Annotated in this window: 14 protein-coding genes; 6 read left to right on the top strand and 8 right to left on the bottom strand. The window is 61.1% G+C overall.

The genetic code is table 11. The features are described from left to right. Positions 1-27: 27 nt before the first annotated feature. Positions 28-372: a YggL family protein gene (locus ACFZPT_RS13340; protein ID WP_034099703.1), complete on the bottom strand. Its 345-nt coding sequence runs from the start codon at positions 370-372 to the stop codon at positions 28-30. Positions 373-609: 237 nt separating this feature from the next. On the opposite strand from ACFZPT_RS13340, the gene dacB reads away from it, so the two are divergent. Continuing rightward, entirely contained in the window at positions 610-2,070 is a 1,461-nt protein-coding gene (gene dacB, locus ACFZPT_RS13335; protein WP_034099704.1) for a D-alanyl-D-alanine carboxypeptidase/D-alanyl-D-alanine-endopeptidase, read from the top strand. A 100-nt stretch (positions 2,071-2,170) separates the two neighbouring features. Here the strand turns inward: dacB and ACFZPT_RS13330 are convergent, their stop codons facing one another. Together ACFZPT_RS13330 and rlmKL are read right to left on the bottom strand one after the other, a co-directional pair. Beyond that, positions 2,171-4,558, bottom strand: coding sequence for a diguanylate cyclase (locus tag ACFZPT_RS13330; RefSeq protein WP_099312261.1), 2,388 nt, complete (start codon positions 4,556-4,558; stop codon positions 2,171-2,173). 138 nt (positions 4,559-4,696) lie between these two features. Beyond that, positions 4,697-6,961, bottom strand: coding sequence for a bifunctional 23S rRNA (guanine(2069)-N(7))-methyltransferase RlmK/23S rRNA (guanine(2445)-N(2))-methyltransferase RlmL (gene rlmKL, locus ACFZPT_RS13325; protein WP_034099706.1), 2,265 nt, complete (start codon positions 6,959-6,961; stop codon positions 4,697-4,699). 532 nt (positions 6,962-7,493) lie between these two features. On the opposite strand from rlmKL, the gene rmf reads away from it, so the two are divergent. Continuing rightward, a complete protein-coding gene (rmf, locus tag ACFZPT_RS13320) occupies positions 7,494-7,709 on the top strand; it encodes a ribosome modulation factor (RefSeq protein WP_002553055.1) in 216 nt (71 codons plus the stop codon). Positions 7,710-7,832: 123 nt separating this feature from the next. On the opposite strand, the gene ACFZPT_RS13315 is transcribed toward rmf, so the two are convergent. The 5 genes from ACFZPT_RS13315 to sctC form a co-directional block, all read right to left on the bottom strand. Continuing rightward, the gene (locus ACFZPT_RS13315) at positions 7,833-8,861 is read right to left on the bottom strand and encodes a quinone-dependent dihydroorotate dehydrogenase (protein WP_034099707.1); all 1,029 of its coding nucleotides are present in this window, start codon (positions 8,859-8,861) and stop codon (positions 7,833-7,835) included. An 87-nt stretch (positions 8,862-8,948) separates the two neighbouring features. Continuing rightward, complete coding sequence (locus ACFZPT_RS13310) at positions 8,949-9,407, bottom strand: transglycosylase SLT domain-containing protein (RefSeq protein ID WP_034099708.1); 459 nt, start codon at positions 9,405-9,407, stop codon at positions 8,949-8,951. Beyond that, positions 9,400-9,789: a winged helix-turn-helix domain-containing protein gene (locus ACFZPT_RS13305; protein ID WP_034099865.1), complete on the bottom strand. Its 390-nt coding sequence runs from the start codon at positions 9,787-9,789 to the stop codon at positions 9,400-9,402. Before ACFZPT_RS13305 ends, ACFZPT_RS13310 begins: the two co-directional genes overlap by 8 nt. A 152-nt stretch (positions 9,790-9,941) precedes the next feature. After that, entirely contained in the window at positions 9,942-10,169 is a 228-nt protein-coding gene (locus ACFZPT_RS13300) for a FliM/FliN family flagellar motor switch protein (protein WP_034099709.1), read from the bottom strand. Positions 10,170-10,181: 12 nt separating this feature from the next. Next, positions 10,182-11,624 carry a type III secretion system outer membrane ring subunit SctC gene (gene sctC / locus ACFZPT_RS13295; RefSeq protein WP_379555456.1) on the bottom strand — a complete coding sequence of 481 codons (1,443 nt, stop codon included), beginning with the start codon at positions 11,622-11,624 and terminating at the stop codon, positions 10,182-10,184. 271 nt (positions 11,625-11,895) lie between these two features. Here sctC and ACFZPT_RS13290 point away from each other — a divergent pair, with 271 nt between their 5' ends. From ACFZPT_RS13290 to ACFZPT_RS13275, 4 genes are all read left to right on the top strand, one after another. Next, the gene (locus ACFZPT_RS13290; protein ID WP_099312259.1) at positions 11,896-13,122 is read left to right on the top strand and encodes a CmpA/NrtA family ABC transporter substrate-binding protein; all 1,227 of its coding nucleotides are present in this window, start codon (positions 11,896-11,898) and stop codon (positions 13,120-13,122) included. A gap of 13 nt (positions 13,123-13,135) precedes the next feature. After that, positions 13,136-13,711, top strand: a complete 576-nt coding sequence (locus ACFZPT_RS13285) for an ANTAR domain-containing response regulator (protein WP_034114824.1) — start codon at positions 13,136-13,138, stop codon at positions 13,709-13,711. Between the two features lie 208 nt (positions 13,712-13,919). Then, positions 13,920-15,131, top strand: coding sequence for a NarK/NasA family nitrate transporter (locus tag ACFZPT_RS13280; protein ID WP_099312257.1), 1,212 nt, complete (start codon positions 13,920-13,922; stop codon positions 15,129-15,131). Further along, positions 15,131-16,801, top strand: coding sequence for a bifunctional protein-serine/threonine kinase/phosphatase (locus ACFZPT_RS13275; RefSeq protein ID WP_099312271.1), 1,671 nt, complete (start codon positions 15,131-15,133; stop codon positions 16,799-16,801). Before ACFZPT_RS13280 ends, ACFZPT_RS13275 begins: the two co-directional genes overlap by 1 nt. Positions 16,802-16,804: the final 3 nt, after the last annotated feature.

Below are 16,804 nucleotides of genomic sequence, written 5' to 3'. Positions count from 1 at the left end.
ACCCGGGCGGGTCGCTGTTTCAGCACATCAGGCTACCGGGTTGATCGGCGTCTCTGGGTGCCATGCGTCCAACAGCGGGCTCACTTCAACGCGAGTCAGCTCTGGGCGGGCCTTGAGCCACGCCTCGACGGTTGCACGCTGCTCTTCGCTGACCGAACCGCGTTTGGCCGAGCACACCAGACCGAAGTCGTCGCCGCCTACGTAGTCCAGGCCATTGCCGTCCATCGCTTCAGTCAGGAATGCTTCGAGGAAAGCGTCAACCGCTTCATCGTCCAAACCTTCTTTGAAGTCCAGGTTCAGTTCGAAACCCAGCTCTTGAAATTCATCAACGCACAGTTTTTTGCGCAGACGCCGGGAACGGTTAGTCGCCATTGGAACAGTCCTCTTAAGTAATAACGGCCGGCACTTTAGCAGTTTAAGACGGCGATTGCCCGACTCTCTGGGACGGGCGGCGGTTTGTGTGGAAAAAAACGCGCATTAGCAGCTATCGTTCAGCTACAAGAGCCCGCGCCTTGGGGCATAATGCCGACACTTTCTTGACCATTGAGGGATTTTTCCTATTTACCCCTCGCCTTTTTCACCCTCCTCAGCAGTAGGGTCTTATTCTTTATGATCAAATCTTTGCGTCCATTGTTACTTGCCGGGTTTCTTCTGCCACTGGCCTTTTCCGTCACCGCCGCTCCGATCAACACCACCCTGCCGCCCAACGTCGCGCAGGCCCTGCAAAAAGCCAAACTGCAAAATACTGCGTTGTCCCTGGTCATGCTGCCGCTCAACGGCCCCGGCACGCCCACCGTATTCAACGCCGACGTTTCGGTGAACCCGGCCTCTACCATGAAACTGGTCACCACCTATGCGGCCCTGGAAATGCTCGGCCCCAACCACCAGTGGAAAACTGAGTTCTATACCGACGGCACCCTCAACGGTGGCGTGCTGCATGGCAACCTGTACCTCAAGGGCGGTGGCGACCCCAAGCTGAACATGGAAAAGCTCTGGCTGCTGATGCGCGATTTGCGCGCCAACGGTGTGCAGCAAGTCACTGGTGACCTGGTGCTGGATCGCGGCTTCTTTATCCCGCCGCAATTGCCGGAATTCAACGACGATGGCAATGACGAGAACAAGCCGTTCCTGGTCAAGCCCGATGCGCTGCTGGTCAACCTCAAGGCCCTGCGTTTCGTCACGCGCAACGATGGCGGACGGGTGCTCGTTTCGGTAGAGCCACCGATTGCCAGCATTCGTATCGACAATCAGGTCAAGGTCTCCAACGCCAAGCAATGCACCGGCGATGTGCGTTACAACCCGGTAACCGCCGCCGATGGCAGCGTGACGGTGACCGTCAGCGGGCAACTGGCCGACGGCTGCAGTTCACAGACCTACCTGTCGCTGCTCGACCACGCCACCTACACCGCCGGCGCGGTGCGGGCGATCTGGAAGGAACTGGGCGGCAGCATCCAGGGCCGCGATATCCAGGCGCCGGTGCCCAAGGATGCCAAGGTCCTGGCACGCGCGTTCTCGCCGGACCTGGCGGAAATCATCCGCGACATCAACAAATACAGTAACAACACCATGGCCCAGCAGTTGTTCCTGAGCCTGGGCGCGCAGTTCCGTAACGATGCCGACGGCGACGATGCCAAGGCCGCGCAGCGCGTGGTGCGTCAGTGGCTGGCGAAAAAAGGCATCACCGCGCCGCACTTGGTGATGGAGAACGGCTCCGGCCTGTCCCGCGCCGAACGGGTCAGCGCTCGTGAGATGGCGGCCATGCTGCAAGCCGCGTGGAGAAGCCCTTACGCGGCGGAGTACATCAGCTCGATGCCCATCGCCGGCACCGACGGCACTATGCGTAAGCGCTTGAAGACCACCGCCATGCGCGGCGAAGCCCACGTCAAGACCGGCACCTTGAACACTGTGCGCGCCATCGCCGGGTTCAGCCGCGACAACAACGGCAATTCATGGGTTGTGGTGGCGATCCTCAACGATCCGAAGCCATGGGGCGCGTCGTCGGTACTGGACCAGGTGCTGCTGGATCTGTATCGCCAGCCAAAACTGACGGCGGCGGCACCGGTGCTCTAGCACACACCATCGTTCACCTGTGGAAGGGATTTACTGGCGAGCAGGCTTGGCCTGCTCACCACCGAGTCATGCATAAGCCTTTAAGTATCCCGCCAGCCTTTCAAGCCTGAACCCTTTCGGCCTCCACCCGGTCCCTGCCCGCCTGCTTGGCCACATACACCGCCGAGTCGGCGCGCAGCAGCAGCCCATCGATGCCTTCATCGCCCCGCCAGCTGGCCACGCCAAAGCTGGCGGTGACGATCCCCACCGGGTCCATCGGCGCACTGCGCAACGACTGCCACAATTCCAGCGCCAGGCTGTAGGCCTGTTCGCCATCGGTGGTGGGGCACAACACCATAAACTCTTCGCCCCCAAAACGGCAGAACACATCGGTGCGGCGCAGACGTTGGCTGATACGCGAGCACAACTCCTGCAACACGCCATCGCCTACCGCGTGGCCATGCTTGTCATTGATGCGCTTGAAATGATCGATATCCAGCATGATCACCGACAACGCTCCGCAGGTTCGATTGAGCCTGGCGATTTCGGCGCGCAAGCGATCCTGAAAGTAGCGCCGGTTATAAATGCCTGTCAGCGAGTCGGTGATGGACAAGGCGCGCAGCTCCTCCTCTACCCGCTTGAGATCGGAAATATCCGACACATACCCATGCCACAGTGTGCCGCCGCCGGGTAACTCTTCCGGGGTTGCTTCGCCACGAATCCAGCGCAGGCCACGTTGCGGTAACAGCACGCGATATTCTTCGCGCCAGTGGCTCAGTTGCAACGCCGACAAGCGCACCGAGGCGCGCACCCGCTCCGCGTCCAGCGGATGGATGCGTTCGAACACGCGCTTGGCATCCTGCTGCAACAGCCCCGTTTCAATTTCGTAGATATCGCGCATGCCGTCGCTGGCATAGAGGAAGCGCCAGTTGTCCTGAGGTTCCAGGGTGAACTGAAAGATCCCACCGGGGACATGGGCGCTGAGTTTTTTGAGCAATCGATCGCGCGCGGCCAAGGCTTCGTAGGCGCGCTTTTGCTCGGTCACGTCCAGGTAGATCGCCAAATGCCCGACCCAAAGGCCGTGGTCGTCCAGCAGAACGGTGGCCAACATGGTGACGTTCAACGGGCTGCCGTCGTTTCGAATCAACGTCCACTCACGGGCCTCGTGCAAGCTGTCGGGGCTTTCTACCAACATGGCCTGGCTCGCGGGGATGCGCTTACCCAGGGTCACGCCCAGTTTGACAGAGCGCATTTCCAGCTCCGTCGCCAGGTGCAGGCTTTCCAGGGTCAACTTGCCCACCACTTGATCGGCCGTGAAGCCAAGCATCTGTTCGGCACCGGCATTGAACGTGTTGATCACACCGCGCAAGTCAGTGGCAATGATGGCAACCTGGGTGGCCGCGTTCAGCACACTGCGCAATTGACCGTGCGCACCGCGCAATTCCTGCTCACGCAGACGCAACTGCTGAGTACGCTGCTCGACCATCTTCAAAGCACGCTGGCGCTGGCTGACCAGCATATACAGCAAGATGCTCAGCAGCAGGCTGAGCAAGCTACCCATGGTCAGGATAGCGGCCAGCGAAGAATGGTTGGCCCGGGCGAATACTTCGCTCGGCCGCAGGGTCAAGGCGTAGACATGATCGCCTAGGGTCAAGCGCCGCACCCCAACGAGGCCGCTGTCGGCCACGGCATTGTTGGATTCATAAAGCACACGTTGTTGCTGGTCGGAGGTGTCGACAATCTGCATCACCAGGTTGTCCCGCTCCGGCTTGGGCAAACCGTCGGCCATCAGCTGGCGCATGCTGATCACCGCCATGACGTAGCCATAAGGTTGTTCTGCGCCCACCTCACGGCTCACGGGCGCCACCAGCAATACGCCGGCTGCATAAGCTGGCTCCACGCCCACCAACTGCATGGGTTGAGATACTGCCAGCTTGCCGCTTTTATGCGCGCGCTCCAGCGCCGAACGCCGCAAGGGCTGGGCCAATAGATCGAAGCCCAAGGGCGAGCCCAACAGGCTTTGGGTTTGACTGTAGAGCACTGGTACGTACTCCTCGCGCTCCGGCGCGGGGGCCAGTTCACCCGCCGGGTTCAACTCACGGATCACGAAATCCACGCCCCTTTCACGGGACACTTGCTGTTCAAACTCGCTGCGTTGCTGACGCAGCACCCGTGGCGCCCAGGCGTACGCGCGGGCGCGCAGAAGCAACGGTTGGGTAAACCCATCGAACTCTTCGCGGGACACATCGGAGGAATTGACAAAAAAACGCCGCAGGCTGTTAAGGCGTTGTTCCTGATCTTCAAAGCGCTCCTGCAAACGGGTGTAGCGCTCGTTGACCAGCAGTTGAAAGCGCTGGCGCACCTGCTGCTGATACAGATCGTGAGTGGCCCAGGCGACGATACCCGTCAAGGTACAACCGGCCAACAGCACCACCAATGCCACCAGCCAAGCCGATGCCTGCTCACTGATGAAGCCTAGGATTTTCGGGCGAACGGCTTGCAACGGCATAGGCAACACTCACAACGCCAGCGTGCGGGGGGTGTCACTTTGGCTTGGCCTTAAGTTATAGCTATCGGCCAGTAGTTTGACCAGCGCAAAAAAGCCGTAAGCCTGGAATATCCTGGCTTGCGGCCTTTTATGCAGTCATCAACGGGCGGTGATTTTCCACGCGCGGTGGATTTTGGCATTGCGCGCGAAATCCGGGTCGATGGTTTTGTCGCTGATTTCCTCGACCGCATAGCGTTCGCTGAGATTGTCTTCCAACTGGAACTTGCGGAAGTTGTTGGAGAAGTACAGCACGCCGCCCGGTGCCAGGCGGGCCATGGCCAGGTCGAGCAACTGCACATGGTCGCGCTGCACGTCGAAGATGCCTTCCATGCGCTTGGAGTTGGAGAAGGTCGGCGGGTCGATGAAGATCAGGTCGAACTCATCGCGACTGGCTTCCAGCCACGCCATCACATCGCCCTGCTCCAGGCGGTTCTTGTCGGAGAAACCGTTGAGGGAGAAGTTGCGACGTGCCCAGTCCAGGTAAGTCTTGGACAGATCGACACTTGTAGTGCTGCGCGCACCGCCCTTGGCCGCGTGCACACTGGCAGTAGCGGTGTAGCAATACAGATTGAGGAAGCGCTTGCCGGCCGCCTCTTTCTGAATGCGCATACGCATCGGGCGGTGGTCGAGGAAGAGGCCGGTGTCCAAGTAATCCGTGAGGTTGACCAGCAGCTTCACACCGCCCTCGCTCACCTCAGTGAACTTGCCCTGGGCGCTCTGGCGCTCGTACTGCTTGGTACCGCTCTGACGCTCGCGCCGCTTGACCACCACGCGGCTCTTGTCGATGTTCAGCGCCTGGGGAATGGCCGCCAGGGCATCGAACATGCGCGCGGAAGCTTTTTCCGGGTCGATGGACTTGGGAGCGGCGTACTCCTGTACATGCACCCAGTCGTGATACAGGTCGATGGCCATGGAGTATTCCGGCATATCGGCGTCATACACACGGTAGCAATCCACGCCCTCTCGCTTGGCCCACTTGCCCAGCAGCTTGAGGTTTTTTTGCAGGCGATTGGCGAACATCTGCCCGCCTTCGCTCAGGCGCGCCTGTTCGACCACGGGAGCCGGGGCCGGTTTGATCGGGTTACCGTTCTTGTTGTACTGGCGTTCTTGCGGCTCGGTCGGGGCCTGGTCGTACGCAGCCTGCTCGCGTTCGGCCTGGCGCTGTTCCGGGGTGCGGCGCTCGCCGGTGACGAACTGGTCGGGGTTGACCTTGATCAGCAGCAATTTGCACGGCAAGGCGCCGTTCCAGAACGAGTACTGCTTGTGGCTGCGGATGCCCATGCGCTTGCCCAGATCGGGCGCGCCGGTGAACACTGCGGCTTCCCAGCCCATGCAGGCTTGGCGCAGACGTTCGCCGAGGTTCTGGTAGAGGTACAACAGGCTGGCTTCATCGCCCAGACGCTCGCCGTAGGGCGGGTTGCAGATCACCAGGCCTTTCTGGTTCTGGTCCGGGCGCGGCTCGAAGGTCCCGACCTCCCCCTGGTACACCTTGATCCAATGGCTGAGACCGGCGCGCTCAATGTTGTTGCGCGCGGGTTGGATCAGGCGCGGGTCGGCTTCGTAACCTCGAATCCACAGCGGCGTTTTGTTCATGCCAATCGCGGCGCGCTCGCTGGCCTCGGCGTGCAGCTTTTTCCACAGCGCCGGGACGTGACCGAGCCAAGTGGTAAAGCCCCACAGCTCACGGTTGAGGTTGGGCGCCATGTCGGCCGCAATCATCGCGCCTTCCACCAGGAAGGTACCCACGCCGCACATCGGGTCGGTCAGCGCACCGCCTTCGGCGGCGATACGCGGCCAACCGGCGCGAATCAAGATCGCGGCCGCCAGGTTTTCCTTCAGCGGCGCCGCGCCCTGCTGCAGGCGATAGCCGCGCTGGTGCAGGCTATGACCGGAGAGATCGAGGGACAGGATGGCTTCGCCACGGTCCAGGCGCAGGTGGATACGCAAGTCCGGGTTGATCTTGTCGATGGACGGGCGCTCGCCGGACGGAGTGCGCAGTTTGTCGACGATCGCATCCTTGACCTTCAGCGCGCCGAAGTGGGTGTTGTCGATACCGGAGCCGTGACCGCTGAACTCCACTGCCAGAGTGCCGTCGGGGACCATGTGGTCGGCCCAGTCGATATCCAGCACGCCGTGGTAGAGGTCTTCGGCGTCCTTCATGGGGAAACGCTTGAGTACCAGCAGCACGCGGTTGGCCAGGCGCGACCAGAGGCACAGCCGGTAAGCGGTCTCCATGTCGGCCATGCCGCGCACGGCCGAAGTGTGCTCGCGCGCTTCCTCAAGGCCAAGCCCGACGGCTTCCTCGATCAGCAGGCCTTCGAGGCCCTTGGGGCAGGTGAGGAAGAGTTCAAAACGGTCCGACATGGGGCATTCCAGGCTTTTCAGCAATAAGTGAACGGGCGACGCATCGCCGGCTCGGTTTTCAATCAAGCACTTTTCTTGAAGAGTGCTCGCGTGGCACGAATGTGCCGTTCCACCCCGGCTGCCAGGCCGTTGGGCCTTTATTCACGGGGCAGATAAAGAATGTGCAGCAACAAAAAGAAATATTCCGACCCTTCGTCGAATAATAACCGACTGCATCAGACGGACATTCTTACTTAAGGATCAAACCATTCCTCTACGCGGGGTGCATCATAGCTGGCTTTGCCAGACAAATGGGGCGTAAAGCCATCCCAGCTTATGGCTATAGCATCGTTATAGTTACGTGCTTATGACAAAACGATCATTGAATCCATGTGACCTATTGGTTAGAACTCACCACAGGTTGGCGCCGTAACGACGCCGACACATCGGCTCGCCACGCCGGCAGCGAGCCCACCAACGGCAGAAAAACTCTGCCCGGCCTCAGACGAGGCCGAAGGATATCAAGACAGTCAACAAGTGAGGGAAACACCCTATGAGAAGACTTAAGCGTGATCCGTTGGAAAGAGCGTTTTTACGCGGATATCAATATGGCGTTCATGGCAAATCCCGTGAGCTTTGCCCATTTACTCTACCGTCGGTACGCCAAGCCTGGATCAACGGCTGGCGCGAAGGACGCGGCGACAACTGGGACGGTATGACAGGCACTGCGGGAATCCACAGACTCAACGAACTTCACGCCGTCGGCTAATCAGGGCACTTAATTCCGACACACCACCTTTGAAGCTGTAACGACTTACCATGCGCGCCCCATCCGGGCGGCGGGCTTCGGCCCAGGGGGCTCCTTGATGGAGCCCTTTTTTATGGGCGCCGTTCAGGCCTTTCTGGGCAACGCCGCAATTGCATCCACCGACTCACGAATCAACGCAGGGCCTTTATAGATAAAGCCAGAATACAACTGCACCAGGCTCGCACCCGCGGCGATTTTCTCGGCCGCGTGCTTGCCTTCAGTGATGCCGCCCACCGCGATGATCGGCAAGCGCCCCGCCAGCTCGGCGGCCAGCACCTTGACGATATGAGTGCTTTTATCGCGGACCGGCGCACCCGACAGGCCGCCCGCCTCGTCACCATGGGCCAGACCTTCAACACCGACACGGCTCAACGTGGTATTGGTGGCAATCACTGCGTCCATACCGGAATCCACCAGGGCCTGGGCTACCAGCACCGTTTCTTCGTCGCTCATGTCCGGCGCAATCTTGATCGCCAGCGGCACGCGCTTGCCATGGCGAACGGCCAGGTCTTCCTGACGCTGGCGCAGGGCTTCGAGCAATTGCTTGAGGGAATCACCGAACTGCAGGCTACGCAGGCCTGGGGTATTCGGCGAACTGACGTTAACGGTGACGTAGCTGGCGTGGGCATAGACCTTGTCCAGGCAGATCAAGTAGTCGTCCACCGCGCGCTCAACCGGCGTGTCGAAATTCTTGCCGATATTGATGCCGAGAATGCCGCTGTACTTCGCGGCCTGGACCCGTGACAGCAGGTGATCGACGCCCAGGTTGTTAAAGCCCATGCGATTGATGATCGCCTCGGCTTCCGGCAGGCGGAAGATGCGAGGCTTGGGGTTGCCCGGCTGCGGTCGCGGCGTCACGGTGCCAATCTCAACAAAGCCAAAGCCCAATTGCGCGAAACCATCAATAGCCGCACCGTTCTTGTCCAGGCCGGCAGCCAGCCCGACCGGGTTGGGGAAGTCCAGCCCCATCACCGATACCGGCATTTTTGCCGGCGCCTTGCACACCAGACCATTGAGTCCCAGGCGGCCACCGGCACCGATCAGGTCCAGGGACAGATCGTGGGAGGTTTCCGGGGAGAGTTTGAACAACAGCTGGCGGGCCAGGGTATACATGGGCGGGCTAGACTCGGATGGCGACGAAGGTGGCGGCGATTATAGCCGGGGTAACCGCGCGCAGGCGAGGCGTGCCGCCCAACGCCGCTAACGCTGCATGACCAGGGCCTCATAACGCGCCCAGATTTTTTCGGCATAGCGCTGGCGTAGTACATCGCGCTCCGGCCCAGAACCCGGCCCCGCATTGTAGGCGCCCACTGCTGTCCAGTTGTAGCCGAAGCGCTGGATAAACTCGGCGAGTATCGACGCACCAACCTCCACCGACAGGCAAGGCTCGTTCAACAATCGCTCCTCGGTAATCCCCAACTTGAGCAGGCGCGGCAAATGCATGCTGTTGATCTGCATCAGGCCGATGTCCCGGGTGCCATTGTTGTTGGCGGTGTTCACCGCGTCAGCTCGATAGCCCGACTCCACCGCGGCGATGGCTTGCAATAACTCCGGTTCGATATCGTAACGACCGGCAATTTCCTCCCAGCAGTAGGCCAACGCCGGATGCGCGCTCATCAACCAACCAAAGAGCAGCGCCTTGCTCCAACGCTTATCCATGTCGGACCTGACCGCAGGCAGAACACACTTGCCCCCCTTGAGTGTGCCCGTCTCGGCGCACCTTGACCGGACAGTTAAAGCGATAACCCCTACCGTAGATCGTCTTGATAAACCCCTTGTCGGCGCCCAAATGTTTGCGCAGCGAGTAGATGCACCGTGTCAGGGATTCTTCGGCGACCTCGCCTTGGGGCCAAACCAGCTCCAGCAAGCGATCCTTAGTCATCAGCGCACCACCCGACACCAGCAGCAATCGCAAGACATGCCACTCCTTGGGCGGCAATTGAATATCGGCGCCCTCACCGGTCAAGCGCCCATCGCCATGCAAGGTCCAACAGGCAAAAACCAGGGAAACCGTCGTCAATTCATCATTCACGACGCCCATATCCACCTCGGTATCCGACAACTGACATTGAAGTCCTTATTTCCTTGACTGGCGCTTGCGCCCACGCGACGACTATAAAAACCCGCCTGACAACCCACCCTAGGAAAAAGCTCAGAGATCCTGCGTTTTTTGGGATCACTGCGTAGGGCGTTTCACAACGTGAACGCACCTGGGGCCCACTCTTGATAAACCTCATGCAGCTCAACCCCCAAGCGGTCCTCCAGTTGCACCAACTCGCCCAAGGCCAGCAGTTGGCCGTTGACCCGAACTTCCACGCAGTGAATGACCGCTGGCGCCAACGGCAACACCTTCCCTGGCGCAAAAGCGGCCAGACGCTTGCGGCTGATCAGTTGTTCCTGCAGAAGAATTTCCAAATGCATGGGTCAATGCCTTTATTCACGGGATCCGTCGCGATTTGGCCGCACGAACGCACGTTGCACACGCTCGTATTGCGCCGCGGTCAATGGAGGCGGCCCGCTGCCTGCGGCCGCGTCTTTCGCGTCTGCTGCGGCAGCGCGGGCCTGAATCACAAACAGGCGAACGTCGGCCGAACCTCCGGGCACCGTGCTACGGCCCTGCTCGCGCGGGACACGGGGGAATGCGCCCAGCCACAGGCGCTTGCCCTGTGAGACGCGCACCACGCTGCTGACCCCTACCCGCCCGACCCCTGCCGGTTTATCGCGCTGCCCCTTGGCACTCATGGGGCGACCATCCTCAATATCCAGGAGCATCTCGATTTCGTTCGCCTCAGCAAAACGCGGCACCACACTGACCTGGGTGGCGTAATGCACAGGCTTCCACTCGGCGGTGTCATCCGCACGGGCTGGCAGATAGAACGTATGGTTGTCGTTAAACACCGCCGGCACGTTCTCCTGAGTCAGAATCACCGGCAGCGTCACCACCTTTGCTCGACGGCGGCGCTCCAGCGCAGCGATCTGCGCCATCAGGCGGTTATCCTCCAGCGGCTCCATGACACGAGTGGTCGAGTTTTTGGCATCTTCGTCCATAGCCAAGTTGAGTTTTTTCAGCTCATCGCGGCCCAGGTCGACCAGCCACAGCGACACTTCGACCGCTCGCCTGGGCGTATCCAGTTCCGCCACCAGTTGTTCGATAAACCGCACCTGCGCCGGTTTGCCTCTGATCAACAGGCTGTTGGTATCCGGATAGGCAATGACTGCAAGGCTTTTGTCGGCCAGCAACCCCTTGTGCTCACTGGCCAGTACCGCTTCGATTATTGACGCTATCCCCGCGACCCTGACCTTGCCCTCACCCATCGCGTACTCACGATCCGCCACATGGGTGTTGAGTACCTGAACCACCCCAAAGGCGTGGTCCCCCACACGCAGTTCAGCGCGCTCGCGGTCCATCAATTGCGCCAGCCGCAACACCCGGTCGACATAGCTCGGCGGGCCGGACACATAGAACGTTCGCGGGCCGTCGGCACGCAGGGGAAAGTGGGATTCCTGCAACCCAGCGCGACGCATGAGGCTGCGAAACCGATCGATGGAAATATGCCGCAGCGACACCGCCGAGCTTTTCGCTTCGTTGGCGTCATAGAGATAAAACCCTTGGCCGTCGCTGTACCAGATCAAGCCATGCTGCTGCGCCAGTTCTTCCAGGGTCTGCTGCGGCGCAGTCAAATCAAACAGACCACTGACACGTTTGCGCGCCACCTCGCGACTCACCACGATCGGCAGCCCCAAGGGTACCGACAGCGCGGTGAACACCGTGTGCAGGCTCTCCTCCTGTGCCTGATAGGTCTCGCCCCAGGCCACTGCACATGCCAGCCACAGCAGGGCACACAGCCACCAGTGGCGAAGGCGGCGGCGGGACATGCGTTCGAGGAAGTCAGCGTACACCGTGGAAGTTCCTGGGGCCTGCAGAGGGAAGCGGCCATACTGCGAGGCCGCCTCTTTTCAATCTTGATGGAAAGTTAACGGCCGCCCATCACGCTTACCCCGTGGCATGTGCCTTGCTATGAACTCTGCATCAAAGCGCGTACCAACGGCGGAACGGGCTTAGGGACAAAGGCGTCGTTACCCGCAATGGCCTTGCATCGCCATCTGAGGGGGCGACGCTTTTTTTTGAATGAAAAGGTAGGTGCGGATGAAAGATTCGGTGGGCAACGGCCCGATAAGCAACGCGCTGGCGTGGGTGAACGGCAGCGATGCGCCGGAAAAGAGCAGCCTCGACCTGGGCTTTATGGCCTTGAGCGATTGCGCCTCGCTGGTAGTGGCGGCGACCCAGGGCTTCGCACAACCCTACGGCCTGACCCTGAATCTCAAACGTCAATCTTCATGGGCCAACCTGCGTGACAAGCTGGTCAGTGGGGAGTTGGATGCCGCCCACAGCCTGTATGGGCTGATCTACGCCGTACACCTGGGTATCGGTGGCGTGGCGCCCACCGACATGGCCGTGTTGATGGGCCTGAACCAAAACGGTCAGAGCATCAATCTTTCCCGTGGTCTGCAACAACAAGGGGTGGTCACTCCTGAGGCACTGGATCGCCATGTGCACCAAAGCCGAACAAAACTGACCTTCGCTCAGACATTTCCCACCGGCACCCATGCGATGTGGCTGTACTACTGGCTGGCGAGCCAAGGCATTCATCCGTTGCAGGACGTTGACAGTGTGGTGGTGCCGCCCCCGCAAATGCTTGCGCATCTGCAAGCCGGCCGGATCGACGGGTTTTGCGTGGGCGAGCCCTGGAGCGCCAGCGCGGTCGCGCAAGATCAGGGCTTTACCCTGGCGACCAGCCAAGCGATCTGGCCAAACCATCCCGAGAAGGTCCTCGGCTGTACCCACGCGTTCGTCGAGCAATACCCCAATACGGCGCGGGTACTGGTGATGGCCATCCTCGAAGCCAGCCGCTTCATTGAACAGAGCATTGAGAACCGGCGCTCCACGGCGCAATTGCTCAGCGGCCGCGAATACCTCGACGCGCCACTCGATTGTATTGAGCCACGTTTACTCGGGGCTTATGACGACGGCCTGGGCAACCACTGGCAGGACCCTCACGCGCTACGGTTTTTTGCGGGTGGCCAGGTCAACCTGCCGTACCTCTCCGACGGCATGTGGTTCATGACCCAGTTTCGCCGCTGGGGCCTGTTGCGCGACGACCCGGATTACCTGGGCGTGGCGCGCCAGGTGCAGCAACTGGCGCTGTATCGCGAGGCCGCCACCGCCTTGGGCCTCAACGCCGGGGACCAGGACCTGCGCAGCAGCCAGCTGATCGACGGCAAAGTCTGGGACGGCTCGGACCCGAGCGGCTACGCCCGCAGCTTCCGCTTGCATGCGCTGGCCGATCACGCCAACCGCCAAGCCTTGCGCTGACAGGAGAACTGCCATGCTGCGTATCCTGTTGATCAATGACACACCCCGCAAGGTCGGGCGCCTGCGTACGGCGCTGATAGAGGCCGGTTTCGAGGTAATCGACGAGTCCGGCCTGACCATCGACCTGCCGGCGCGCGTCGAAACGGTGCGTCCGGACGTGATCCTGATCGATACCGAGTCACCGGGCCGCGATGTGATGGAGCAAGTGGTGCTGGTCAGTCGCGACCAGCCACGCCCCATCGTGATGTTTACCGATGAACATGACCCGAATGTGATGCGCCAGGCCATCAAGTCCGGGGTCAGCGCCTATATCGTGGAAGGCATCCAGGCCCAGCGTCTGCAGCCGATCCTCGATGTGGCCATGGCCCGCTTCGAGAGCGATCAGGCCTTGCGCGCGCAGTTACAGGCGCGGGACCAACAGCTGGCGGAACGCAAACGCATCGAGCTGGCCAAGGGCATGCTGATGAAAATGAAGGACTGCAATGAAGAAGATGCCTACACCTTGATGCGCCGCCAAGCCATGAGTCGTCAGCAGAAATTGATCCAGGTGGCGGAGCAGATCATCGCCATGAGTGAGCTGCTCGGTTGATTTGGCTCAGCTCTTGCTAATGAATCATCACAGGTAACCAACGGCGGTTGCCCCTCCACGACAAAGACGTCGCACATCCGGTTTGCCCTCGCGAACCCGGTGGCGGCGTTTTTTTCGTTTTGGCCCCTGTGTGGGGCCGGTGGGGCGGCCGTAGTGGCTGTTCCATCACCAGGCCTTCTTACAAGACTCCTAACCGTTGAGGTGCGTGATGAAATCAAGCTTCTGGAAATCCGGGCACACCCCGACCCTGTTTGCCGCGTTCCTGTATTTCGACCTGAGTTTCATGGTCTGGTATCTGCTGGGCCCGCTGGCGGTGCAGATTGCCGCCGACCTGCAATTGACCACCCAGCAACGCGGCCTGATGGTAGCGACACCGATCCTGGCCGGTGCGGTACTGCGTTTTCTGATGGGAATGCTGGCCGACAGGCTGTCGCCCAAGACCGCCGGGCTGATCGGCCAGGTGATCGTGATTGTCGCGCTGTTCGGGGCCTGGAAACTGGGCATCCACAGTTACGAACAGGCCCTGCTGCTGGGGCTGTTTCTGGGTATGGCCGGCGCGTCCTTCGCCGTGGCGCTGCCCCTGGCTTCACAGTGGTACCCCGCCGAGCACCAAGGCAAGGCCATGGGTATTGCCGGTGCCGGTAATTCGGGCACGGTATTCGCTGCCTTGCTGGCCCCGATGCTCGCAGCGGCGTTTGGCTGGAGCAGCGTGTTCGGGTTTGCGCTGATTCCGTTGATCTTGACGCTTGTGGTCTTCGCCTGGCTGGCGCGCAATGCCCCTGAACGGCCGAAAGCCAAATCCATGGCCGACTACTTCAAGGCCCTGGGCGACCGTGACAGCTGGTGGTTCATGTTTTTCTACAGCGTAACGTTCGGCGGCTTTATCGGCCTGGCCAGCGCATTGCCCGGCTATTTCAACGATCAATACCACCTCAACCCGGTGACTGCCGGCTACTACACCGCCGCATGCGTGTTTGGCGGCAGCCTGATGCGTCCGCTGGGGGGGGCTCTGGCGGACCGATTCGGCGGCATCCGCACCCTGCTGGGCATGTACAGCATCGCGGCCATCTGCATTGCCGCCGTGGGCTTCAACCTACCCAGTTCGTACGCAGCATTGGCGCTTTTCGTCTGCACCATGCTCGGTCTCGGCGCAGGCAACGGCGCGGTGTTCCAGTTGGTTCCGCAGCGCTTTCGCCGTGAAATCGGCGTGATGACCGGGTTGATCGGCATGGCCGGCGGCATCGGTGGCTTCGCGCTCGCGGCCGGCATGGGCGCGATCAAACAGAGCACCGGTAGCTATCAACTGGCCCTGTGGTTGTTCGCCAGCCTGGGCGTACTGGCATGGTTCGGTCTGCACGGCGTCAAGCGTCGCTGGAGAACCACTTGGGGCTCGGCCGCCGTAACGGCTGCACGCGTCTGATGAGCCTGCAACTGAGCGTCGCCCAGGCCAGCGCCATCGGCCCGCGCACGGAAAACCAGGATGCGCTGCGGGTGGTCACCCCCGTGGCGGAACTGGCGGCCAGCAAAGGCTATCTGTGCGCCATGGCCGACGGTGTCAGCCAATGTGCCGATGGCGGATTGGCCGCGCGCTCGACGTTGCAAGCCCTGGCGATGGACTACTACGCCACGCCGCAAACCTGGAGCGTAGCCCAGGCACTGGAACGTTTACTGCTGGCCCAGAATCGCTGGTTGCAAGCCAACGGTGGTGGCCAGCCGCTGCTAACGACTCTAAGTGCCCTGGTGTTTCGGGGCCAGCGCTTTACCCTGGCCCATGTAGGAGACTGCCGCGTCTATCGCTGGCTGGACGGCCAACTGCAACGCATCAGCGAGGATCACGTCTGGGAACAGCCGGGCATGCAGCACGTCCTTAAACGTGCGCTGGGCCTGGATCAACATGTGGTGCTGGATTTTCTAGACGGCCACTTGCGCGAGGGCGAGTGCTTCCTGCTGCTCAGCGACGGCGTATGGGCAACCTTGGCCGAGCACAGCATCCAGACCATCCTGCGTGAGCAGGCGGACCTGGACGTAGCTGTGGCCACCTTGGTCAATACTGCCCACTTGGCCGGCAGCCAAGACAATGCCAGCGCGTTGCTGGTACGCGTTGATGCCTTGGGTGCCGCCACCCTCGGCGACGCCCTGGGGCAGTTGCAGCAATGGCCGCTGCCACCGCCATTGAAACCCGGCCAACCGTTCGAAGGCTGGCGGGTGGAAGCATTAGTGGCGCAAAGTCGACAATCCTTGCTCTACCGGGTCCGCGATACCCAGCAACAGCCCTGGCTGTTGAAAACCTTGCCACTGAGCCATGACGACGATAGCCAAGCCGGCCAGGCTTTGCTGGCCGAAGAGTGGTTTTTGCGGCGCATGGCCGGACGCGCATTCCCAGAAGTGCACAGCGCCGGTAGCCGGCAGCACTTGTATTACGTCATGCGCGAGTATCCCGGACAAACCCTCGCCACCCTGTTCCAGCTTCAGGGGCCCCTGCCTCTGGCCCAATGGCAGTCCGTCGCCGAGCGCTTGCTGCGGGCCGTGGGCCTGCTGCACCGGCGGCAAATCCTGCACCGCGATATCAAACCGGAAAACCTGTTGTTGGGGGACGACGGCGAGTTGCGCGTGCTGGATTTCGGCCTGGCTTACTGCCCCGGCCTGTCGGAAGATCGAGCCCACCAACTGCCGGGCACTCCAAGTTTTATCGCGCCCGAAGCCTTCAATGGCGAAGGGCCTACCGCCCAGCAAGATTTATACAGCGTTGGCGTCACCTTGTATTTCCTGCTGACCGGGCATTACCCCTACGGCGAAATCGAAGCCTTCCAACGGCCCAGATTCACCCAGCCTGTCAGCGCGAGCCGCTATCGCCCCGACCTACCGGACTGGCTGCCGCTGAGCCTGGAACGGGCGGTGGCCGCCCAGCCGTCGCAGCGTTACGAAACCGCCGAAGAATGGCTACTGGTACTGGAGCAGGCTGACCGGCGCGAGCTGAGCATCCGCCCCAGGCCTTTGCTGGAGCGAGAACCGCTAAAAGTCTGGCAAACCGTGGCACTGCTGTCGGTGCTGATCAATCTGGTGCTGCTGTATGCACTCCTTCACAACTGAGTA

It is taken from the genome of Pseudomonas sp. MD330_10 (assembly GCF_042610415.1).
GTDB classification, from domain to species: domain Bacteria; phylum Pseudomonadota; class Gammaproteobacteria; order Pseudomonadales; family Pseudomonadaceae; genus Aquipseudomonas; species Aquipseudomonas rhodesiae.
The sequence above is the reverse complement of the archived record's forward strand: the minus strand, read 5'-3'. Positions and strand labels throughout refer to the sequence as shown.